This window comes from Variovorax sp. P4_B10 (genome assembly GCF_056402375.1).
Window position 1 is genome coordinate 42,667 of the sequence record NZ_JBFUHN010000012.1, and the last position, 19,802, is coordinate 62,468.

A 19,802-nucleotide genomic window follows, 5' to 3' on the forward strand; every position below is an offset into this window, starting at 1 on the left:
CGATCCCGTTCCCACGGGACARCCGCCAACAGTTGGCGCGCTTGTGGCTCTCGCAACGACCCCAAAGGAAAGACCATGGCAAAAGAAGGCATCCACCCGAATTACCGCGAAATTCTGTTCGTCGACATGTCGAACGGTTTCAAGTTCGTGACCCGTTCGTGCGCGAACACCAAGGAAATGGGCAAGACCGACGACGGCCGCGAGCTGCCCTTGTTCAAGCTCGACACCACGAGCGAATCGCACCCGTTCTACACCGGCACGCAAAAGTCGGTCGACAACATGGGCGGTCGCGTCGAGAAGTTCCGCAACCGCTTCGGCAAGACCACCGGCGCTGCTTCGAAGTAAAGCACGCGCTTTGGCGTCGAGGGCAGCCCGGTTTACCGCGCTGCCCTTTTTCTTTCCGGGATACTTCTCTCCCCTTTCTCCCCCGCCTCTCGCCCTTTGAACCAGCCCACTCCCGCGATCGTTGCCCAGAATGCCGTGCGCCGGTTGCCGCGCATTGCGCTGCTGCTGTTGTGCGCGGCCTATCTGCTGCCGGGCCTCGTCGGCCGCGGGCCGTGGAAGAGCGCTGACATCACCGCCTTCGGCTACATGGCCGAACTGGCCCGCAGCACCGAAGGCATCGCGCGCTGGTTCGATCCCCTGCTGCTGGGCATGCAGCCCGAAACGCCCGCGCTGGTCCCCTACTGGATCGGCGCCCTGGCGATCAAGATCGCCCCCTCGTGGCTGAACCCCGACCTGGCCGTGCGATTCGTCTTCGCACTGCTGCTGTGGGGCACCTTCACCGCCACCTGGTACGCCGTCTATTACCTTGCCCGCACGGCACGCGCCCAGCCCGTTGCCTTTGCCTTCGGCGGCGAAGCGCGACCGACCGACTACGCGCGCGCCATTGCCGATGGCGGCCTGCTCGCACTGATCGCCAGCCTGGGCCTGGCCCAGCTCGGGCACGAAACCACGCCCGCGCTGGCGCAGCTGTACTTCGCCTCACACCTGTTCTACGGCGTGGCTGCACTGCCGTATCGCCGCGTGGGTCCGGTGATTGCGCTGGTGGTGGGCACGCTCGGCATGACGCTGAGCGGCGCACCGACGGTCGGCCTTGCCCTCGCCATCGGCAGTGCGCTGTACATCGCCTACGAGCGGCGGCGCACCGCCAAAGCGGGGGCAGATGCCAGCGCCGACGATGGCCCGGGCTACACCCTCGGCGCCCTCGCCACGATGGCCGGCATCGCCGCGCTCGCCGCGGTGCTGGTGTTCAGCCTCGGCCTGTCGCAATGGAAGATCACACTGGACGGCAACTCGGTGCTCAGCGAGATACGCAGCCAGGGCAAGCTGTTGCTGTGGTTCACCTGGCCGGTCTGGCCGCTCGCCATCTGGACGCTCTGGCGCTGGCGGCACCAGCTCACGGCGCGCCACGTCGCGCTGCCGTTCTGGTTCGCACTGGTGCCGCTGGCCGCTACCTGGACCACCGACTACTCCGACCGCTCGCTGCTGCTGGCCCTGCCCGCCTTCGCAACGCTGGCAGCCTTTGCGCTGCCGACCTTCCGCCGCAGCGCAGCGGCGCTGATCGACTGGTTCAACGTGCTCTTCTTCAGCGGCCTGGCCGTGCTGGGCTGGGTCTACTGGATCGCCATGCAGACCGGCGTGCCGCCCAAGCCGGCAGCCAGCGTGGCGCGGCTGGTGCCCGGCTTCGTGGCCGAGTTCTCGCCGATTGCGTTCGTGCTTGCGCTGGCCGCGACCATCGCGTGGTGCTGGCTGGTGCGCTGGCGCACCGGGCGTCACCGTTCCGCGCTCTGGAAGACGCTGGTGCTGCCGGCTGGCGGCACCGCTCTCTGCTGGATGCTGCTGATGACGCTCTGGCTGCCCCCGATCGACTACGCACGCAGCTACCTGCCCCAGGTGCGCGCCGTGGCCGAGCGGGTGGGCCAGCCGAGTTGCATCGCCGAACTGGCGCTCAGCCGGCCGCACGTCGCTGCGCTGCGCCACCACGGCAACTTCAACCTGCAGCCGCTGCTGCTCGGCACCAACTGCCCCTGGCTGCTGGTGAGCCCCGACACGATCGAGCGGCTCCACACCATCATTTCCCTCGAGCAATGGCGCTTCAGCGGCACCCTGCGCCGCCCCAGCAGCGCCGCAGACGACCTGCTGCTCTACCAAAAGATCGTGCCCTGACCCGTGGCGGGCGAACGGGGACTGATCGCACGCCATGCCGGCACGGTGCTGGCCGGCCAGCTGGCCGTGATGGCCTTCGGCGTCAGCGACACCATCATCGCGGGCCGCTACTCCGAAGGCGCGTTGGCCGCCCTCTCGGTCGGCGCGGCCATCTTCATCAGCGTGTACGTCTCGCTCATGGGCGTGCTGCAGGCGTTGCTCCCGGCGTGGGCCGAACTGCATGGCGCAGGCCGCAACGGCGAAGTCGGCCGCTCGGTGCGGCAATCGCTCTACCTGGCCACCATCGCCATCGTGGTCGGCATGGTGGTGCTGTTGCTGCCGGGTGCCGCCCTGCGATGGACCCAGGTGCCTGCGGACATGCGCGGCGAGGTCGAGGCCTACCTGGCGGTGCTCGCCTTCGCGCTCGCTCCCTCCCTGCTCTTTCGCCTGTTCAGCACGCTGAACCAGAGCCTTGGCAAGCCGCAGCTCGTGACCTGGCTGCAACTGGCCTCGCTGGTGGTGAAGCTGCCGCTCTCGATCTGGTTCACCTTCGGCGGCGCAGGCCTGCCGGCGATGGGGCTCGTGGGCTGCGCCTGGGCCACGCTGTGCGTGAACTGGGCCATGTTCGGCTGCGCCGTCTGGCTGCTGCGCAAGCTCCCCTTCTACCGCGGCTACAAGCTCTGGGAACGCATCGAGGCGCCCGACTGGCACCAGATCCGCCAGTTCGCGCGGCTGGGCGTGCCGGGCGGCCTGGCGGTGCTGGTGGAAGTGACCTCGTTCACGCTGATGGCGCTGTTCATCGCGCGCCTGGGCACCACGGCGGCGGCCGCGCACCAGATCGCTTCGAACCTGCTGGCGGTGGCCTACATGATGCCGCTCTCGCTGGCCATCGCGACCAGCGCGCGTGTGAGCTTCTGGCTCGGTGCCGGCGATGCGGCGAAAGCCCGGCACGCCTGCCGGCTGGGCTTCGAGCTGACGGCGCTGTGCGCGCTGCTCTATGCAGGTGCCATGGTCACGCTGCGCCATCGGCTCGCCAACGTGTATTCGGACAACCCCGCCGTGATGGCCCTGGCCGCTGCGCTGCTGCTGGTCGTCGCGGTCTATCACGTCGCCGATGCCCTGCAGACGCTCTGCGTGTTCGTGCTGCGCTGCTACCGGGTGACGCTGGCGCCGCTGGTCATCTACTGCACGATGCTCTGGGGCCTGGGACTCGGCGGGAGCTACCTGCTTGCCTATCGCGGCCTGGGGCCCTGGGCCGCGATGCAGTCGCCGCTGGCGTTCTGGATCATGAGCGCCGGCGCGCTGGCACTGGCGGCCCTGCTGTTCGGCGCGCTGCTGCGGTGGACGATGACGAAGCAGGCAGCCTGAAGGCTCACTTCGCCAGCACCCGGGCCTCCCGGACCCGCGTGGCCGGGAACACCAGCGCAAACCGGCTTCCCTTGCCCACCGCGCTCTCGATGCGCAGCTCGGCACCGTGCCGCTGCGCGATGTGCTTCACGATCGCCAGGCCCAGCCCCGTGCCGCCGGTCTCGCGCGAGCGGCTGCGGTCGATGCGATAGAAGCGCTCGGTCAGCCGTGGAATGTGCGCTGCTGCGATGCCAGGTCCCGTATCGCGCACCGCGTATTCGCCGCGGCCATCGGGCAGCACCCGCCAGCTCACCGCCACCTCGCCACCGCCGGGGGTGTAGCGGATCGCGTTGCTCAGCAGGTTCGACATCGCGCTCTGCAGCTCGGTCGGCGCGCCCGATACCTCGGACTCGGCGTCGATGGTGAACGACAGGCGATGGCCCAGCGGCGCGAGCCGGCCCGACAGGCCGCGGCCTTCGTCCTCGCACTGCGCGAGCAAGGCGCGGATGCGGATCCACTGGTTGCCCGACGGCGCCGCGCTGCCCTCCAGCCGCGACAGTGTCAGCAGGTCGTTCACCAGCGTTTCCATGCGGTGCGACTGCTGCCCCATCAGCGAGAGATACCGCGTGCGCTCGTCCGCATCGAGCGGCAGGTTCTGCAGCGTTTCGACAAACCCCGCCAGCACGGTCAGCGGTGTGCGTATTTCATGCGACACGTTCGCCACGAAATCGCGCCGCATCGCTTCGGCCTGCTCCAGTGCCGTGATGTCGCGCGTGAGCAGCATGCGGCGGTTGCCCGCGTAGGGGTGCACCTGCACCGACAACCGCACAGGATGGCTGCGTTGATGCGCATGCCCGGGCCCGGAGGCGTCGATGACCACATCGCGGCTGTAATTCCAGGAAGCCAGGTACGCCACGAAGGCCGGATCGCGCACGAGGTTGGCCAGGTGCTGCAGCAGGTCGCGCTCCGCATCGATGCCGAACTGGCTGGCCGCCGTCTGGTTGCACCACTCGATCCGGCCCTGCTCGTCGAGCAGGATCACGCCGTTGGGGGATGCCTGGATGGCAGCCAGAAATTCCTGCAGGCGGTCTTCGGCCTGCCGCGTCTGCTGCTCGCGGTCGCGCAGCAGCTTGCGGATGCGCTCGGAGAGTTCGCCCCACACGCCCGGAGCCCGGGTCGGCAGGCCTGCCGCGTCGTTGCGCAGCACCTGCAGCAGCCGTTCGGCGCGCCAGGCATCGAGCGCCAGCCACAACACCGCGCCCAGCCAGGCGCCCAGCCAGCCGAACTTCCAGCCCAAAATGGCGACAGCGCCCGCACCCACTGCGAGAGACGCTATTAAAAATGTAGCAATTCGGAAGGGCATGGCGGGCGATTATCCGCGCCCGCGGCCGAGGGACACCACGGCGCTCAAACCGTGACTTGGGCGGTCAGGCGGTAGCCTGCTCCCCGGACGGTTTCCACCATCGGCGCGGCCGCACCGAGCGATTCGCGCAGGCGCTTGACGTGCACGTCGACCGTGCGTTCCTCGATGTAGACGTGGTCGCCCCACACCTTGTCGAGCAGCTGCGCGCGGCTGTGCACGCGCTCGGCATGCTGCATCAGGTAGGCCAGCAGCTTGAACTCGGTCGGTCCGACCTTGAGCGCGCCGCCCTGCCAGGTCACGCGGTGCGTGGAGGTGTCGAGCGCGAGTTCGCCGATCTCGACACGCTCGGTCACCACCTCGGGCGCGCGGCGGCGCAGCACCGCACGGATGCGGGCCAGCATTTCCTGCGTCGAGAAGGGCTTGGTGATGTAGTCGTCGGCACCGGCGTCGAGGCCGGCCACCTTGTCGGGCTCGTCGCCGCGCGCAGTCAGCATCAGGATCGGGATGGCCTTGGTGCGCGGGTCCTTGCGCCACTGGCGCGCAAGCTGCAGGCCGCTCTGGCCCGGCAGCATCCAGTCGAGCAGGATCAGGTCCGGCAGGAAGGCATCGATCTCTCGCTGCGCTGCCGCACCGTCTTCCGACCAGATCGGCTCGAAGCCGTTGTGGCGCAGGTTGACCGCGATCAGCTCGGCAATCGAGGACTCGTCTTCGACGATCAGGACTCGGGGTTTCTTCATGCTTTCTTGGGAGTCTTGCTGCAGCGGTTACTGCAGTGCCGATTCAATTTCCTGCATCGAAGTGTGCCGCACATCGGCGCCCTTGACGATGTAGATGATGAACTCGGCGATGTTCTTGGCGTGGTCGCCGATGCGCTCGATGGCCTTCGCCAGGAACAGCAGGTCGAGGCTGGCCGAGATGGTGCGGGGGTCTTCCATCATGTAGGTGACCAGCTTGCGCACGAAGCCGTCGAACTCCTTGTCGATCAGGTCGTCGTCCTTCAGGATCGACAGCGCCGCGGCAGTGTCGAGCCGTGCGAACGCATCGAGCGCGGTGCGCAGCAGGCCCGAGGCCAGGTCGGCCGCGATACGCAGCTCGGTCGTGGGCAACTGGCGGGCCGAACCGCTCTCGATGATCGACTTGACCATGCGCGCGATCTTGTTGGCCTCGTCGCCCACGCGCTCGAGGTTGGCGGTGGTCTTGGAGATGGCGATCAGCAGGCGCAGGTCGCGTGCGGTCGGCTGGCGGCGCGCAATGATCGAGGAGAGTTCGCGGTCGATGTCGATTTCCATCGCATTGACGCGGTTCTCGGTTTCCATCACGCGGTCGGCCGCTTCGGGATCGAACTGCAGCAGCGCATACACCGCCTGGTGGATCTGCGACTCGACCATGCCGCCGAGCTCCATCACGCGCGACGAGACGCCGTTGAGTTCGCTGTCGAACTGGCTGGACAAATGTTTTTCGGTCATGGTGTCTCCTTAGCCGAAACGGCCGGTGATGTAGTCCTCGGTCTCCTTGCGCTGCGGCTTGAAGAACATCTGCTCGGTCGCGCCGAATTCGATCAGGTCGCCCAGGTACATGTAGGCGGTGTAGTCGCTGCAGCGGGCGGCCTGTTGCATGTTGTGGGTCACGATGACCACGGTGTACTCGCTTTTCAGCTCGGCGATCAACTCTTCGATCTTCGCGGTCGAGATCGGGTCGAGCGCCGAGCAGGGTTCGTCGAGCAGCAGCACTTCGGGCTTGATCGCGATGCCGCGCGCAATGCACAGGCGCTGCTGCTGGCCGCCGGAGAGGCCCGAGCCGCTTTGCTGAAGCTTGTCGCGCACTTCGGTCCAGAGCGCGGCCTTCTTGAGCGCCCACTCGACGCGGTCGTCCATTTCGCTCGCACTGAGATTTTCGAACAGCTTCACGCCGAAGGCGATGTTGTCGTAGATCGACATCGGGAACGGCGTGGGTTTCTGGAACACCATGCCGACCTTGGCACGGATCAGCGCCACGTCCTGCTTGGAGGTCAGCAGGTTTTCGCCGTCGAGGGCGATCGTGCCCTCGGCCCGCTGCTCGGGATAGAGCTCGAACATGCGGTTGAAGGTGCGCAGCAGGGTCGACTTGCCGCAGCCCGACGGGCCGATGAAGGCCGTGACCTTGTTCTCGGGGATCTCGAGGTTGATGCCCTTGAGCGCGTGGAATTTGCCGTAGTAGAAGTTCAGGTCCTTGACCGAGATCTTCGAGCGCGACGGTTGTGCGACGGTATTTGGCATGGAAGCTTCTTCTTCAGTCAGTGTTTGTTGCGCGTCAGGATCCGCGCCAGGATATTGAGGGCGAGCACGGCGACGGTGATCAGGAACACGCCGGCCCAGGCCAGCTGTTGCCAGTTCTCGTACGGGCTCATCGCGAACTTGAAAATCGTGACCGGCAGGCTGGCCATCGGCTGGCTCACGTCGGAGGTCCAGAACTGGTTGTTGAGCGCGGTGAAGAGCAGCGGCGCGGTTTCGCCCGCGATGCGCGCCACGGCGAGCAGCACACCCGTGACCACGCCAGCGCGTGCGGCACGCAGCGTGATGCTCAGGATGACCTTCCACTTCGGCGCGCCCAATGCATAGGCTGCTTCGCGCAAACCAGGCGGCACCAGCTGCAGCATGTTCTCGGTGGTGCGGATCACCACCGGAATCACGATCAGCGCGAGCGCCAGCGCACCGGCCAGACCCGAGAAGGTCTTGAAATAGGCCACCACCACGGCATAGACGAACAGGCCGATCACGATCGACGGCGCCGACAGCAGGATGTCGTTGACGAAGCGCGTGACCGCGGCGAGCCAGCCCTTGGGGTTGTACTCGGCCAGGTAGATGCCGGCCATGATGCCGATCGGCGTGCCCACGAAGGTGGCCAGCGCCACCATCACGAACGAACCGTAGATCGCGTTGGCGATGCCGCCCACCTCGTTCGGCGGCGGCGTCATCTCGGTGAAGGTGGCGAGCGCCAGTCCGCCGATGCCGAGGCGCAGCGTTTCCCAGAGGATCCACACCAGCCAGAACACACCGAACACCATCGCCGCGAGCGACAGGGTGAGCGCGATCTTGTTGACACGGTTGCGCGAGGCAAACTTGGCCTGGCGCGTTTCGGCGAGCGCCTTGGCGTTCAGCAGGCTTTGAGCGGTACTCATGACTTGGTCCCTTCGCTCTTCTTCATCTGGGCCAGCAGCATCTTCGAGAGCGAGAGCACGACGAAGGTGATGAAGAACAGCACCAGGCCGAGGTACATCAGCGCAGCCTGGTGCAGGCCCGCGCCGGCTTCGGCGAATTCGTTGGCGAGTGCCGAGGTGATGCTGTTGGCAGCCTCGAACACGGAAAGCGAGTTGAGCTGGTTCATGTTGCCGATCACGAAGGTGACCGCCATCGTTTCACCCAGCGCCCGGCCGAGGCCGAGCATGATGCCGCCGATCACGCCGGCCTTGGTGTAGGGCAGCACGACCTTGGAGACGACCTCCCAGGTGGTGGAGCCGAGGCCGTAGGCCGACTCCTTGAGCAGCGGCGGCGTCACTTCGAACACGTCGCGCATCACCGAGGCGATGAACGGGATGATCATGATCGCGAGGATGATGCCGGCCGACAGGATGCCGATGCCCACGGGCGGGCCGGACACCAGCGCGCCGAGGTACGGCACGCCGGCGAGCAGCTTCTGCAGCGGCTGCTGCACCCAGGTCGACAGGATCGGGCCGAAGACCAGCAGGCCCCACATGCCGTACACGATCGACGGCACGGCAGCGAGCAGCTCGATGGCCGTGCCCAGCGGACGCTTGAGCCAGTTGGGCGACAGCTCGGTCAGGAACAGCGCAATGCCGAAGCTCACGGGCACGGCGATCACCAGCGCGATGATCGAGGTGGCCAGCGTGCCGTAGATCATCACGAGGCCGCCGTACTCGTTCTGCACCGGGTCCCACACGCTGCTCGTGAGGAAGCCGAGGCCGTACTTGGCAATGGCGGGCCAGGCACCGGCGACCAGCGACACCAGGATGCCGATCAGCATCGCCAGCGTCAGCAGCGCGGCGCCCTTGGCAGCCCAGCCGAACAGCCGGTCGGCCATGGGGCCGGAACGCGGCGCCTTGGCCGGTGGTGGGGAGGCAGCAGTGCGGCCGCGGTCGGCCGCGAGGTCATACGTGGCGGCAGCAGCAGGAAAAGTGGATGACACGGGTCGCTCCGGCAAAGACGAAAGCGGCGCGTCCTCGAGCGAAGTGCTGCTCATGGTCGCGCCGTTCTGGACTGGTGGGTGGATTTACTTGAACGCGACGGGCTTGCCCGATGCGTCCTTCACTTCACCCCATGCCTTGGCGATGGTGGCCTTCACGGCATCGGGCATCGGCACGTAGTCGAGATCGTCGGCCGTCTTGTCGCCGCTCTTGTAGGCCCAGTCGAAGAACTTGAGCACGGTGGTCGCGTTGGCGGGCTTGTCCTGCACCTTGTGCATCAGGATGAAGGTGGCGCCGGTGATGGGCCATGCATCCTTGCCGGCCTGGTTGGTCAGCACCTGGTAGAAGCTCTTGTTCCAGTCGGCGCCGGCGGCGGCGGCCTTGAAGGCGCTGTCTTCGGGCGAGACGAACGAACCGGCGGCGTTCTGCAGCTGGGCGTAGGTCATCTTGTTCTGCTTGACGTAGGCGTACTCGACGTAGCCGATCGAGTTGGGCAGGCGGTTCACGAAGGCTGCAACGCCTTCATTGCCCTTGCCGCCCGCGCCGGTGGGCCAGTTGACGGCCGTGCCTTCGCCGACCTTGGTCTTCCACTCGGCGTTGACCTTGCTCAGGTAGTTGGTGAACAGGAAGCTGGTGCCCGAACCGTCGGCACGGCGAACCGGTGCGATGGCGGCGTCCGGCAGGGCGAGCGAGCCGTTGAGCGCCTTGATGGCGGGGTCGTTCCACTTGGTGATCTTGCCGAGGTAGATGTCGCCCAGGACCTGGCCGTTGAGCTTCAGTTCGCCCGGTTTGATGCCCTGGATGTTGACCACGGGGATCACGCCGCCGATGACGGTGGGGAACTGCATCAGGCCCTTGGCCTGGAGCTCGTCGTCCTTCAGGGGAGCGTCGGAAGCCCCGAAATCGACGGTCTTGGCCTCGATCTGCTTCAGGCCGGCGCCCGAACCGACCGATTGGTAGTTGATCTTGACGCCGGTGGCCTTGTTGAAATCGGAAGCCCACTTGGCGTACAGGGGGGCCGGGAAGCTGGCGCCGGCGCCGGTTACGTCTTGTGCGAAGGCAGGAACCTGGGCGAAAGCAGCGGCCACGAGGCCAGCTGCTGCAAATTTGAACGTTGTTTTCATGAAGCTTCCTTTAGAAGTAAGAAGTAGTCCCGTTTCGGGCTTGGACGCACTCTAAAAAGCTTGTGTGACATCGGTGTGACACCCCTCTGTCGAGGGAAAATGCCGATATTCGCCCTGCCGCTTGTGTGACGCTGTCATATAACCGTCATGCGACACGCCTAGCCTTCCGAACCTCGCCGCTAAGCGATTCGGGAGGCGGCACGCCTGTCACGGCGCTACGATCAAAGACACCGCCCTCTTCACTACAACTACATGCAAAACGGCACCCGCCTCGCCGCAGTCGATCTCGGTTCGAACAGCTTCAGACTCGAAATCGGACAGGTCGACCACGGCCAGATCCACCGCACCGAGTACCTCAAGGAAACAGTGCGCCAGGGCAACGGCCTGGACAGCGCACGCAACCTCACGACCGAGGCCATGCAGCGCGGCTGGGACGCGCTCGCGCGTTTCGGCGAACGCCTGGCCGGATTCAAGCGCTCGCAGGTGCGCGCCGTGGCCACGCAGACGCTGCGCGAGGCGCGCAACCGCGAAGAATTCCTGCTGCGTGCACGCACCATCCTGGGGTTCGGCATCGACGTGATCCCGGGCCGGGAAGAAGCCCGCCTTATCTATCAGGGCGTGGCGCACATGCTGCCGCACACCGACGCCTCCGACCGCGAGCGCCGCCTGGTGGTGGACATCGGCGGGCGCTCCACCGAAATGATCATCGGCCGCGCGCTCGAAGCCGACCTGATGGAGTCGTACCGCGTCGGCAGCGTCGCCTGGTCGATGAAGCACTTCGCCGAGGGCCAGTTCACGCCCGCCGCCTTCCGCGCCGCCGAAGTGGCCGCCAAGGCGGTGCTCGACGACGCGCTCGGCAGCTACAGCCGCGACCAGTGGGACGTCGCCTACGGCGCCTCCGGCACCATCGGCGCGGTGGGCGACGTGTTGGCCGCGGCCGGCGCCGAGCCCGGCCTCGTCACCCGCGAAGGCCTCGACTGGCTGCTCGACCGCCTGCTCAAGGCCGGCAGCGCCGACAAGCTGCGCATCGACGGCATGCGCGAAGACCGCAAGGCCGTGATCGGCGGCGGCGTGAGCGTGCTGCGCGCGGTGTTCGACCTGCTCGGCATCGACGAAATGAAGGTGGCCCAGGGCGCTCTGCGCCACGGCGTGCTCTACGAATTGCTGGAACGCGACCAGAGCGTGGCCGACATGCGCACCGCCACGGTGGCCCGGCTGGCGAGCCGCTTCTCGGCCGATCCGGCGCAAGCCAGGCGGGTGGGCGAAACCGCCGCCACCCTGTTCGTGCAGCTGGCGCCCGCCGCGCGAGGCGGCAGCACCTCCAACCGCGCGGGCCGGGCGCTGCGCAAGCTCGGCTGGGCCGCACAGCTGCACGAAATCGGGGCGCTGGTTTCGCACAGCGACTATCACAAGCACGGCGCCTACATCCTCGACAACACCGACGCGCCCGGCTTCGCCGTCAACGAACTGCATGCGCTCGGCCAGCTGGTGCTGGGGCAGCGCGGAAAGCTGCGCAAGCTCGACGCCGCGCTGGAAGACGAGACCTTCGTGATGCAGCTGCTGTCGCTGCGGCTCGCGCTCATCCTGTGCCACGCGCGCCGCGATCCCGATCCTCAGGCGCTGCATCTCGCGGCGCTGGGAGCCCGGGCTTTCACGATTGCCTGCGCGCCCGACTGGGCCGAGGCCTATCCGCAGTCCGCGCACCTGCTGCGCGAGGAAGTACTGGCCTGGCAGAAGACCAGCAACTGGCGCGTGGAACTCAGCGGCGCCTGAGCCGTTTCATTTCACTTCGCGTCGAGGCCGGCCGTCCGCGTGACTTCCGCACCGCCGGCCTTGCGCGGCTCGTCTTCCCCGAACATGCCGGCATAGGCCGACTGCACGATCCGGTCAAGCCCCTGCTTCAGCCCTTCGTGAGCGCCTGCGGTGTCCTTGAGCAGGCCGTCGTACAGGAAATAGGTCGGTTCGCTCACGTCGGAGGTCTGTGTCGTCTGGTGCACGACGGACTGCTTCTCGTTCCTCAGCAACTGCTCCACCGAAACGTACGGCTTGAAGCTGGATGTCGCATCGGCCGCTCCATAAGCCGTCGTGATCCGCAAGATCAATGTGCTGTAGCCGGGAGTGGGCTGGAGTTCCCGCACCTGCATCTCAGCGAGCTGTCCGGTCGCGCGCATGAAAGGCGTCAGCTTCACCTCGCGGCCGCTGTCCCGCAGGCGCGCCGCCAGTCGCTCTGCGAACTGCCTGTTGAGCGCCATGGTCGCTCCGCTGTTCTTCACTGCGGCCGTGAACTCCTTGCTGCGCTGGTCGGTCCGGGCGGCCATCGTCATTCGGCTGTTGGTATCGACGGAGAGAGCCAACAACGCACCGATGGGTCCCAGAAACCCTGCGAAGCCCGTCAGCCCGGACCCGCCGCCGTCCGTGACGATCAATTGGTCTTCCTCGTTGTAGACGAGCTCGACCTTCTCGATCGATCGGGCGGCATCGTGGCGGGTCTGCAGCGCAGGCCGGGAGGTGTTCGCCGCGCACCCTGACAGCAGGGCTGCAGCAACAAGCAGAGAAATCAGCGTCTTCAACGACATGTCCGCGTCTTCACGCAGCATGTTCATGAAGCGTCTTGGCAGCGGGTTGAGCAGTTCCATGCGTGTTCCCCAGTGAAGTGGTCGACCGGCACCGCTTCTTTCCCTCATCGGGGTCAAAAGCACATTGCCGCGGGAGTCACTGTAGAAATTGCGCCGCATGCGCACATGAGCGGTTCGCCCCTTCTTCCGGGAGACAAGCGCCCTGCCACCTCTGCCCGCGACCGTGACAAAGCGCCTGTCCGGAGCGTCAGGTATGGGTGTCCGCGGCGGAGGACGGCTGTAACAGCTAGAGAAGCTCGGGCGACTGCACCGTGACCACGACGGTCTGCACGTCGCCGTCGCGCTCGCGGGTGCGAATCCACCAGAGAGCGCCTTTTCTCACCGGACAGCTGTCCTGCTTCAGCCCGAGAAGAAGCGAAATGGCCTGCCCCACCGACGGCTGGTGGCCGATCATCAGCACCACCGACTTGCCGTTGGGCCAGCCGGCCGCACCGAGCATCGCCTCGGCCGTGGTGTCGGGCGCCAGCTCGGCGCGCAGCTTGTACTTGCGGCCCAGCGCCAGGGCGGTCTGCTCGCAGCGCCGCGCGGGGCTGCAGATGATGCGGGTGCCGTCGGGCAACTGCCGGTCCAGCCAGCTTGCCATGCGCTTGGCCTGTTTTTCGCCGCGTGCGGTGAGCGAGCGCTGCATGTCGTCGCAACCCTCGGTCCAGTCCTCGGCTTCGGCGTGGCGCCAGAAGATCAAGTCCATGGTCATCGTCTTTCGAACATCAGTTGCTGGATGCATCGCGATGATGCCCTCGTGATGCATAACGGTTCATGAGCGCGGCCTGCGCACCGTGCGCCTCGACCATGCGGGAAGCGCCCGCCTCGCCCGGATGCGTGTCATGGTCGACGCGCGTGTAGATACCGTCACCGCCCAGGTCCCAGGCATCGCGGCCGTCATGCAGGTAGGCCACCAGGCACTCGTCGATGAGGCGCTGGCGCAGGCCCGGGTCGGTCACCGGCCAGGCGAGTTCGATGCGGCGCATCATGTTGCGGTTCATCCAGTCGGCGCTCGAGAGGTAGAGCGACTCTTCTTCGCCCCTGCGGAAATAGAAGACCCGCGAATGCTCGAGGAAGCGGCCGATCACCGAGCGCACGCGGATGTTGTCGGTCAGCCCCGGCACCTGGGCCGGCAAGGTGCACGCACCGCGCACGATCAGGTCGATCTTCACGCCCTTCTGCCCCGCGCGGATCAGCGCGGCAATCAGCTCGTCGTCGGTCAGCGCATTCATCTTGGCGACGATGCGCGTGGGCTCGCCGTTCGCCGAAGCAAGGCCCAGGGCATCGATCTGCGCGGCCAGGTTCTTGTGCAGGTCGAAAGGTGCGAGCCACATGCGGTTGAGCTTGGGCAGTTTGCTCTGGCTCGCGAGATGGACGAACACGGCCTCCATGTCGGCCGTCAGCAGCGGATCGGCCGTGAGATGGCTGATGTCGGTATACAGCTTGGCGGTGCGCGGGTTGTAGTTGCCGGTGGAGAGATGGCCATATCGGCGCAGCTGCTTGCCCTCGCGGCGCGTCACCAGCAGCATCTTGGCGTGGGTCTTCAGGCCGACCACGCCATACACCACCTGGGCGCCGATCGACTCGAGCATCTCGGCCCAGTTGATGTTGGCCTCTTCGTCGAAGCGCGCCTTGAGCTCCACCACCACCGTGACTTCCTTGCCGCGGCGCACGGCTTCGCGCAGCAGGTCCATCAGCTCCGAATCGGCTCCGGTGCGATAGATGGTCTGCTTGATAGCCAGCACCTGCGGGTCCGACACGGCTTCGCGCAGGAAGGCAAGCACGCCTTCGAAGCTCTCGAAGGGCTGATGGATCAGCACGTCACCGTGCTGCAGCCGCTCGAAGAACGACTGGGTAGGCGACAGCGTGACGGGGTAGGACGCCGGATACGGCGCAAAGCGCAGTTGCGGCTCGTCGATCAGGTCGATCAGCTGCGTGAGCCGGGCCAGGTTCACCGGCCCATGCACCCGGTACAGCGCCTGCGGCGGCAGGTTGAACTGCGCCAGCAGAAAGCTCGCGAGCGATTCGGCACAGCTGGCCGACACCTCGAGGCGCACAGCCTGCCCGTAGTGGCGATGCTGCAGCCCCTGGCGCAACGCGGTGCGCAGGTTCTTGACGTCTTCCTCGTCGACCGCGAGATCGGAGTGCCGCGTGACGCGGAACTGCGAGAAATCGCCCACCTCGCGGCCCGGGAACATGCTCGACAGGTGCGCCCGCACCACACTCGACAAGGCGACGAACAGCGTCTTGCCGTCCGACACCTTGGCCGGCATGCGGATCAGGCGCGGCAGCACGCGCGGCAGCTTGACGATCTGGATCGGGTTTTCGCGCCCGAAGGCATCCTTGCCGCCCAGCCGCACGATGAAGTTGAGCGACTTGTTGGCCACTTGCGGAAACGGGTGCGCCGGGTCCAGCCCGACGGGGATCAGCAGCGGGCGCACTTCGCGCTCGAAATACTCGCTCACCCATTTGCGCTGCGCCGGGTTGCGTTCGCCATGCGAAATGATGTGGATGCCGTGCGTCGCGAAGGTCGGCATCAGCTCGTCGTTGTAAAGCGCGTACTGGCGCGCCACGAGCTTGTGCGCCGCCTCGGCCAGCCTCTCGAACGAATCGACGGTGTAGGTGCCCTTCTGATCACCGGCGCTGCCGGCAATCAGGTGCGGCGCGGCGCGGACCTCGAAGAACTCGTCGAGGTTCGACGAAACGATGCAAAGGTAGCGAAGCCGCTCGATCAGCGGCACCTCGGGCCTGTGAGCCCAGTCGAGCACGCGCTCATTGAATGACAGGATGCTGTGGTCGCGGTCCAGCAGCGTGAACGTCGGCGCCTCGACAGCCAACGAGAGGTCTTCTGCGGGGACGGATTGCATGAGCAAGGATTCTGGAGCAAGCGGCACGGGAGCACACATAGGCTGAAATATGACAGTGTCAGCCTCGCTTGTGACAGTTCCATGACATTCGCGTGACGCCTTCGACCCCTCCGCCGGCAGTCTTGACGCATCAGGCGGAGAAGCAAGCGGCCCGGCCGGCCGGGCGGCCGCCGGCTTCATGCGCCCAGAAAGTGCTTGCGGTACCGTGCCGGCAGATCGTCGATGCGCATCAGCATCGGCAGGTCTGCCGTGTTGAAGTCCGGATCCCAGGCGGGCGCGCCCAGCACCTTGGCACCCAGGCGCAGGTAGCCCTTGATGAGCGCCGGCGGCTCGACGTCGAGCGCGCTGTCGAGCCGTTCGACCGGCAGCGGCAGGCGCGGCTGCACCTGGTACTGGATCGGCGCCATGTGGCTGGCCGACAGCTGGCGCCAGATGCTGGCCGCTGCGTCGCCGCTCGTCACGCCGTTGTGCGACATCGGAATGCTCGCGCAGCCGATCATGGTGTCGAGCTTGTTGCGGTGCATGAAAGCAGCCAGCGCGCCCCACAGCGCCAGGATCACCCCGCCCTGGCGATGCTCCGGATGCACGCAGCTGCGGCCGAGCTCGACCATGCGCTCGCGCAGGTCGCGCAGCCGGGTCAGGTCGAATTCGGTGTCGCTGTAGGTGCTGCCGACGCGGCGGGCCTGGGCCGGCGTCAGCACGCGGTAGGTGCCGATCACCTGCTGGGTGAGCTCGTCGCGCACCAGCAGGTGCTCGCAGAAGTCGTCGAACAGGTCGATGTCGTGGCCGGCCAGCGGCGTGGTCAGGCGCGCGCCCATTTCGCCGACGAACACATCGTGACGCAGGCGCTGTGCGGCGCGCACGTCGTCGAGGTGGCGGGCCCAGCTCACGGTGACGCCCTGCTTCGTCTCGATGACGGGCGGCACGATGACGGCCGCCGGCGCCTCGGGCACCGACGTGCGGGCGGCTGCGGCCGTTCCGGCCACCGGTGCGGGCCACAAGGCCGCGCGCAGCCCGATCTGCGAAAGCGGAAACGTCGGGTTGGGCAGTTCTTTCATGGGGAGTCCCTTTCTGCCGAGGGAGTCTCGACACCTCCGATGAAACCGGCATGTCAGGAACATTGCAGGTGCATGACGGTGTTACAGCGCGTTCGGGGCGCTTCGTCGTCTAATGCGGTGGATTCGCGAAATGGAGCTTGGACACATGGCAACAGACTTGAGCGGCACCGGCAACAGCCGTCTTCACCAGACCTTTCCCACCCTCAGTGACACCGAGATTGCGCGCATTGCGCGCTTCGGCACCGTGCAGCAGTTCGCGCGCGGCGAGCGGCTCTTCACCGCCGGCGAAACAGGCCCCGGCATGTTCGTGCTGCTCAAGGGCGTGGTCTCCGTCACGCAGCGCGACGGCCTCGGCCACGTGGTGCCCATCGTGCGCCAGGGGCCGGGCGAATTCCTGGCCGAAGTCGGCCAGCTGAGCGGCCGCCCTGCCCTGGTCGACGGCCATGCCGACGAAGACGTCGAGGCACTGGTCGTGCCGCCCGCGCAACTGCGCGCGCTGCTGGTGGCCGAAGCCGACCTCGGCGAGCGCATCACCCGCGCGCTGATCCTGCGGCGGGTGGCGCTGATCGAATCCGGCGCCAGCGGGCCGGTGCTGATCGGCAAGCCTGAGTCGCCCGACATGGCGCGGCTGGAGAACTTCCTGCGCCGCAACGGCTACCCGTATCACCTGGTCGATGCGGCCGAAGACCCCGACGCCGCCGCGCTGCTGGAACAGTACGGCACCTGCCAGCTGCTGGCCGTGTGCCCCGACGGCTCCGTGCTGGTGAACCCCGCCGAGGACGCGCTGGCGCGCTGCCTCGGCATGGTCGACACCGCCGAACGCGACGAGCTGTTCGACGTGGCCGTGGTCGGCGCCGGGCCGGCCGGCCTCGCGACCGCGGTGTATGCCGCCTCCGAGGGGCTGCGCGTGATCGTGCTCGACTGCCGCGCCTTCGGCGGCCAGGCTGGCGCCAGCGCGCGCATCGAGAACTACCTGGGTTTTCCGACCGGCATCTCGGGGCAGGCGCTCGCCGGCCGCGCCTTCGTGCAGGCCCAGAAGTTCGGCGTCGAAATGCTGATTCCGGCCAAGGTCGTGTCGCTGGACTGCACGCGCAACAATGCCCTCGGCAGCCTCGCCATGGCCCTGGCCGATGGCCGGACGATCCACGCGCGCACCGTGGTGATTGCGAGCGGCGCGCACTACCGGCGCCCCGATGTTCCGCGCCTTGCCGAATTCGAGGGCCGCGGCATCTGGTACTGGGCCTCGGCCATCGAAGCCAGGATCTGCTCGAAGCAGGAAGTGGCGCTGGTCGGCGGCGGCAATTCGGCGGGCCAGGCCGCGGTGTTTCTGTCGCGCCACGCGGCCAAGGTCAATGTGCTGGTGCGCGGGCCGTCGCTGGCGGCCAGCATGTCGCGCTACCTGATCGACCGCATCGAGGCCACGCCCAACATCGAACTGCAACCGCACACCGAACTCGTGCGCCTGCATGGCGGCTCGGACGAGGGCCTCACGGGCGCGACGTGGCGCTGCCACACGACGGGCAAGGAGCATGACTGCGCGGCACGCAATATCTTCCTGTTCGTCGGCGCCGAGCCCGAGACCTCATGGCTCGAAGGCTGCGGGGTGGCTGTCGACAAGCACGGCTTCGTGCTGACCGGCGCGGCAGCCAGCAGCGGCTTTCCCGCGCGGCCGGCCACGGCGCTCGAATCCAGCGTGTCGGGCGTGTTCGCCGTGGGCGACGTGCGCTCGGGTTCGGTCAAGCGCGTGGGCGGCGCGATCGGCGAAGGCGCCGCCGCGGTGGCACTGATCCATCAACACCTGTCGCAGGCCACGGCCGTGGCCTGACGCACGTTCACATTCACCCTTACAAGACGACAAGGAGCTCTTCGGTGCCCATCAAAGCCTGCGACCACGTGCCCTCCGCCATCGCGCAACCCCACACCCGGCGCGGGTGCGAGGACTGCCTGAAGACCGGCGACACCTGGATCCACCTTCGCCTCTGCGTGCACTGCGGCCACGTGGGCTGCTGCGACTCGTCGAAGAACCGGCATGCCACGAGGCATTCGCAGGCCGAAGGGCATCCCGTGATCCGGTCGCTCGAGCCTGGCGAAGACTGGATGTGGTGCAACGCGCACGAACGGCAGGTGGGCTGAAAAAAGCTGGCGCGGGGACGAATTCCCGCGCCAGCACGCGTTTGGATTCCCACGTATATGCTGCCTCCCTCGCATCACATACGCACATCGGAGCCCGCGACATGCCCGCATCGACCATCGAGGTTTATTCCTGGCCTACGCCGAACGGCCACAAGATTCACATCATGCTGGAGGAGTGCGGCCTGCCGTACCACGCGCACCCCGTGAACATCGGCAAGGGCGACCAGTTCGCCCCTGAGTTCCTGCAGATCAGCCCGAACAACAAGATCCCCGCCATCACCGACCCCGACGGTCCGGACGGCAAGCCGATCTCGCTCTTCGAATCGGGCGCCATCCTCGTCTACCTTGCCGGCAAGACCGGCAAGCTGCTGYCCACCGGCGACCGCGATCGCTATGAGGTGCTGCAGTGGCTGATGTTCCAGATGGGCGGCGTCGGCCCCATGCTCGGCCAGGCCCACCACTTCCGCATGTACGCGCCCGAGAAGATCGCCTATGCGATCGACCGCTACACCAACGAAGCCCGCCGCCTCTACGGCGTGATCGACAAGCAGCTGTCGAAAAACAGGTTCATTGCCGGCAAGAGCTATTCGATTGCCGACATCGCGATCTTCCCGTGGCTGCGCAGCTGGGAAAACCAGGGCATCACCCTCACCGACTTCCCGCACCTGAAGGCCTGGTTCGACGGCATCGCCGCCCGCCCGGCCGTGCAGCGCGGCGTGAAAGTGCTGGCCGATCTACGCCAGCCGATCACCGGCGACAAGGAGCGCGAGATTCTTTTCGGCAAGACGCAGTACGAGAAACGCTGAGGGCCCGATATCCGGGCTAGAATAGAAGGCTTGTCGGGGTGTAGCGCAGCCTGGTAGCGCATCTGGTTTGGGACCAGAGGGTCGAAGGTTCGAATCCTTTCGCCCCGACCAAAAAAAGTGAATGCCTGCAATGACTTACGTTATTGCAGGCATTTTGC

The 19,802-nt window shown here is 66.7% G+C and carries 18 protein-coding genes and 1 tRNA gene; 8 read left to right on the plus strand and 11 right to left on the minus strand.

The window, feature by feature from the left end:
• Nucleotides 1–75 precede the first annotated feature (75 nt).
• The 3 genes from AC1DXX_RS08385 (at nucleotide 76) to AC1DXX_RS08395 (ending at nucleotide 3,516) form a co-directional block, all read left to right on the plus strand.
• The gene (locus AC1DXX_RS08385) at nucleotides 76–345 is read left to right on the plus strand and encodes a type B 50S ribosomal protein L31 (protein WP_007836661.1); all 270 of its coding nucleotides are present in this window, start codon (nucleotides 76–78) and stop codon (nucleotides 343–345) included.
• A gap of 96 nt (nucleotides 346–441) precedes the next feature.
• A complete protein-coding gene (locus tag AC1DXX_RS08390; protein WP_478133716.1) occupies nucleotides 442–2,169 on the plus strand; it encodes a hypothetical protein in 1,728 nt (575 codons plus the stop codon).
• A 3-nt stretch (nucleotides 2,170–2,172) separates the two neighbouring features.
• On the plus strand, nucleotides 2,173–3,516 hold the full coding sequence (locus AC1DXX_RS08395; RefSeq protein WP_478133717.1) for an MATE family efflux transporter: 1,344 nt from the start codon (nucleotides 2,173–2,175) through the stop codon (nucleotides 3,514–3,516).
• Nucleotides 3,517–3,520: 4 nt separating this feature from the next.
• Here AC1DXX_RS08395 and phoR read toward each other — a convergent pair whose 3' ends face one another.
• From phoR to pstS, 7 genes are read right to left on the minus strand one after another with little or no spacing between them, the layout of a single operon-like run.
• Nucleotides 3,521–4,858, minus strand: coding sequence for a phosphate regulon sensor histidine kinase PhoR (phoR, locus tag AC1DXX_RS08400; protein WP_478133718.1), 1,338 nt, complete (start codon nucleotides 4,856–4,858; stop codon nucleotides 3,521–3,523).
• Nucleotides 4,859–4,902: 44 nt separating this feature from the next.
• Nucleotides 4,903–5,595 carry a phosphate regulon transcriptional regulator PhoB gene (gene phoB, locus AC1DXX_RS08405; RefSeq protein ID WP_007836652.1) on the minus strand — a complete coding sequence of 231 codons (693 nt, stop codon included), beginning with the start codon at nucleotides 5,593–5,595 and terminating at the stop codon, nucleotides 4,903–4,905.
• Between the two features lie 27 nt (nucleotides 5,596–5,622).
• The gene (phoU, locus tag AC1DXX_RS08410; protein WP_478133719.1) at nucleotides 5,623–6,324 is read right to left on the minus strand and encodes a phosphate signaling complex protein PhoU; all 702 of its coding nucleotides are present in this window, start codon (nucleotides 6,322–6,324) and stop codon (nucleotides 5,623–5,625) included.
• A gap of 9 nt (nucleotides 6,325–6,333) precedes the next feature.
• A complete protein-coding gene (gene pstB, locus AC1DXX_RS08415; RefSeq protein ID WP_478133720.1) occupies nucleotides 6,334–7,113 on the minus strand; it encodes a phosphate ABC transporter ATP-binding protein PstB in 780 nt (259 codons plus the stop codon).
• A 17-nt stretch (nucleotides 7,114–7,130) separates the two neighbouring features.
• The gene (pstA, locus tag AC1DXX_RS08420) at nucleotides 7,131–8,015 is read right to left on the minus strand and encodes a phosphate ABC transporter permease PstA (protein ID WP_478133721.1); all 885 of its coding nucleotides are present in this window, start codon (nucleotides 8,013–8,015) and stop codon (nucleotides 7,131–7,133) included.
• Nucleotides 8,012–9,094: a phosphate ABC transporter permease subunit PstC gene (gene pstC / locus AC1DXX_RS08425; protein WP_478133722.1), complete on the minus strand. Its 1,083-nt coding sequence runs from the start codon at nucleotides 9,092–9,094 to the stop codon at nucleotides 8,012–8,014. Before pstC ends, pstA begins: the two co-directional genes overlap by 4 nt.
• Nucleotides 9,095–9,124: 30 nt before the next feature.
• Nucleotides 9,125–10,162, minus strand: a complete 1,038-nt coding sequence (gene pstS / locus AC1DXX_RS08430) for a phosphate ABC transporter substrate-binding protein PstS (protein ID WP_478133723.1) — start codon at nucleotides 10,160–10,162, stop codon at nucleotides 9,125–9,127.
• A 252-nt stretch (nucleotides 10,163–10,414) separates the two neighbouring features.
• Here pstS and AC1DXX_RS08435 point away from each other — a divergent pair, with 252 nt between their 5' ends.
• Nucleotides 10,415–11,935, plus strand: coding sequence for a Ppx/GppA phosphatase family protein (locus tag AC1DXX_RS08435; RefSeq protein ID WP_478133724.1), 1,521 nt, complete (start codon nucleotides 10,415–10,417; stop codon nucleotides 11,933–11,935).
• A gap of 11 nt (nucleotides 11,936–11,946) precedes the next feature.
• Here the strand turns inward: AC1DXX_RS08435 and AC1DXX_RS08440 are convergent, their stop codons facing one another.
• From AC1DXX_RS08440 to AC1DXX_RS08455, 4 genes are all read right to left on the minus strand, one after another.
• Nucleotides 11,947–12,798, minus strand: coding sequence for a hypothetical protein (locus AC1DXX_RS08440; protein WP_478133725.1), 852 nt, complete (start codon nucleotides 12,796–12,798; stop codon nucleotides 11,947–11,949).
• 226 nt (nucleotides 12,799–13,024) lie between these two features.
• The gene (locus AC1DXX_RS08445; protein ID WP_478133774.1) at nucleotides 13,025–13,486 is read right to left on the minus strand and encodes a SixA phosphatase family protein; all 462 of its coding nucleotides are present in this window, start codon (nucleotides 13,484–13,486) and stop codon (nucleotides 13,025–13,027) included.
• A 19-nt stretch (nucleotides 13,487–13,505) separates the two neighbouring features.
• Nucleotides 13,506–15,647 (minus strand): polyphosphate kinase 1, encoded by a 2,142-nt coding sequence (gene ppk1 / locus AC1DXX_RS08450; protein WP_478133726.1) that lies wholly within the window; start codon nucleotides 15,645–15,647, stop codon nucleotides 13,506–13,508.
• A gap of 176 nt (nucleotides 15,648–15,823) precedes the next feature.
• A complete protein-coding gene (locus tag AC1DXX_RS08455) occupies nucleotides 15,824–16,705 on the minus strand; it encodes a GNAT family N-acetyltransferase (RefSeq protein ID WP_478133727.1) in 882 nt (293 codons plus the stop codon).
• A 145-nt stretch (nucleotides 16,706–16,850) separates the two neighbouring features.
• Between AC1DXX_RS08455 and AC1DXX_RS08460 the strand changes: the two genes are divergently transcribed.
• The 4 genes from AC1DXX_RS08460 (at nucleotide 16,851) to AC1DXX_RS08475 (ending at nucleotide 19,755) form a co-directional block, all read left to right on the plus strand.
• Complete coding sequence (locus AC1DXX_RS08460; protein ID WP_478133728.1) at nucleotides 16,851–18,530, plus strand: FAD-dependent oxidoreductase; 1,680 nt, start codon at nucleotides 16,851–16,853, stop codon at nucleotides 18,528–18,530.
• A gap of 44 nt (nucleotides 18,531–18,574) precedes the next feature.
• Nucleotides 18,575–18,838: a UBP-type zinc finger domain-containing protein gene (locus AC1DXX_RS08465; protein WP_478133729.1), complete on the plus strand. Its 264-nt coding sequence runs from the start codon at nucleotides 18,575–18,577 to the stop codon at nucleotides 18,836–18,838.
• Between the two features lie 101 nt (nucleotides 18,839–18,939).
• On the plus strand, nucleotides 18,940–19,644 hold the full coding sequence (locus tag AC1DXX_RS08470; protein ID WP_478133730.1) for a glutathione binding-like protein: 705 nt from the start codon (nucleotides 18,940–18,942) through the stop codon (nucleotides 19,642–19,644).
• Nucleotides 19,645–19,678: 34 nt separating this feature from the next.
• Nucleotides 19,679–19,755 (plus strand) — tRNA-Pro (locus AC1DXX_RS08475).
• The last annotated feature ends 47 nt before the right edge of the window (nucleotides 19,756–19,802 follow it).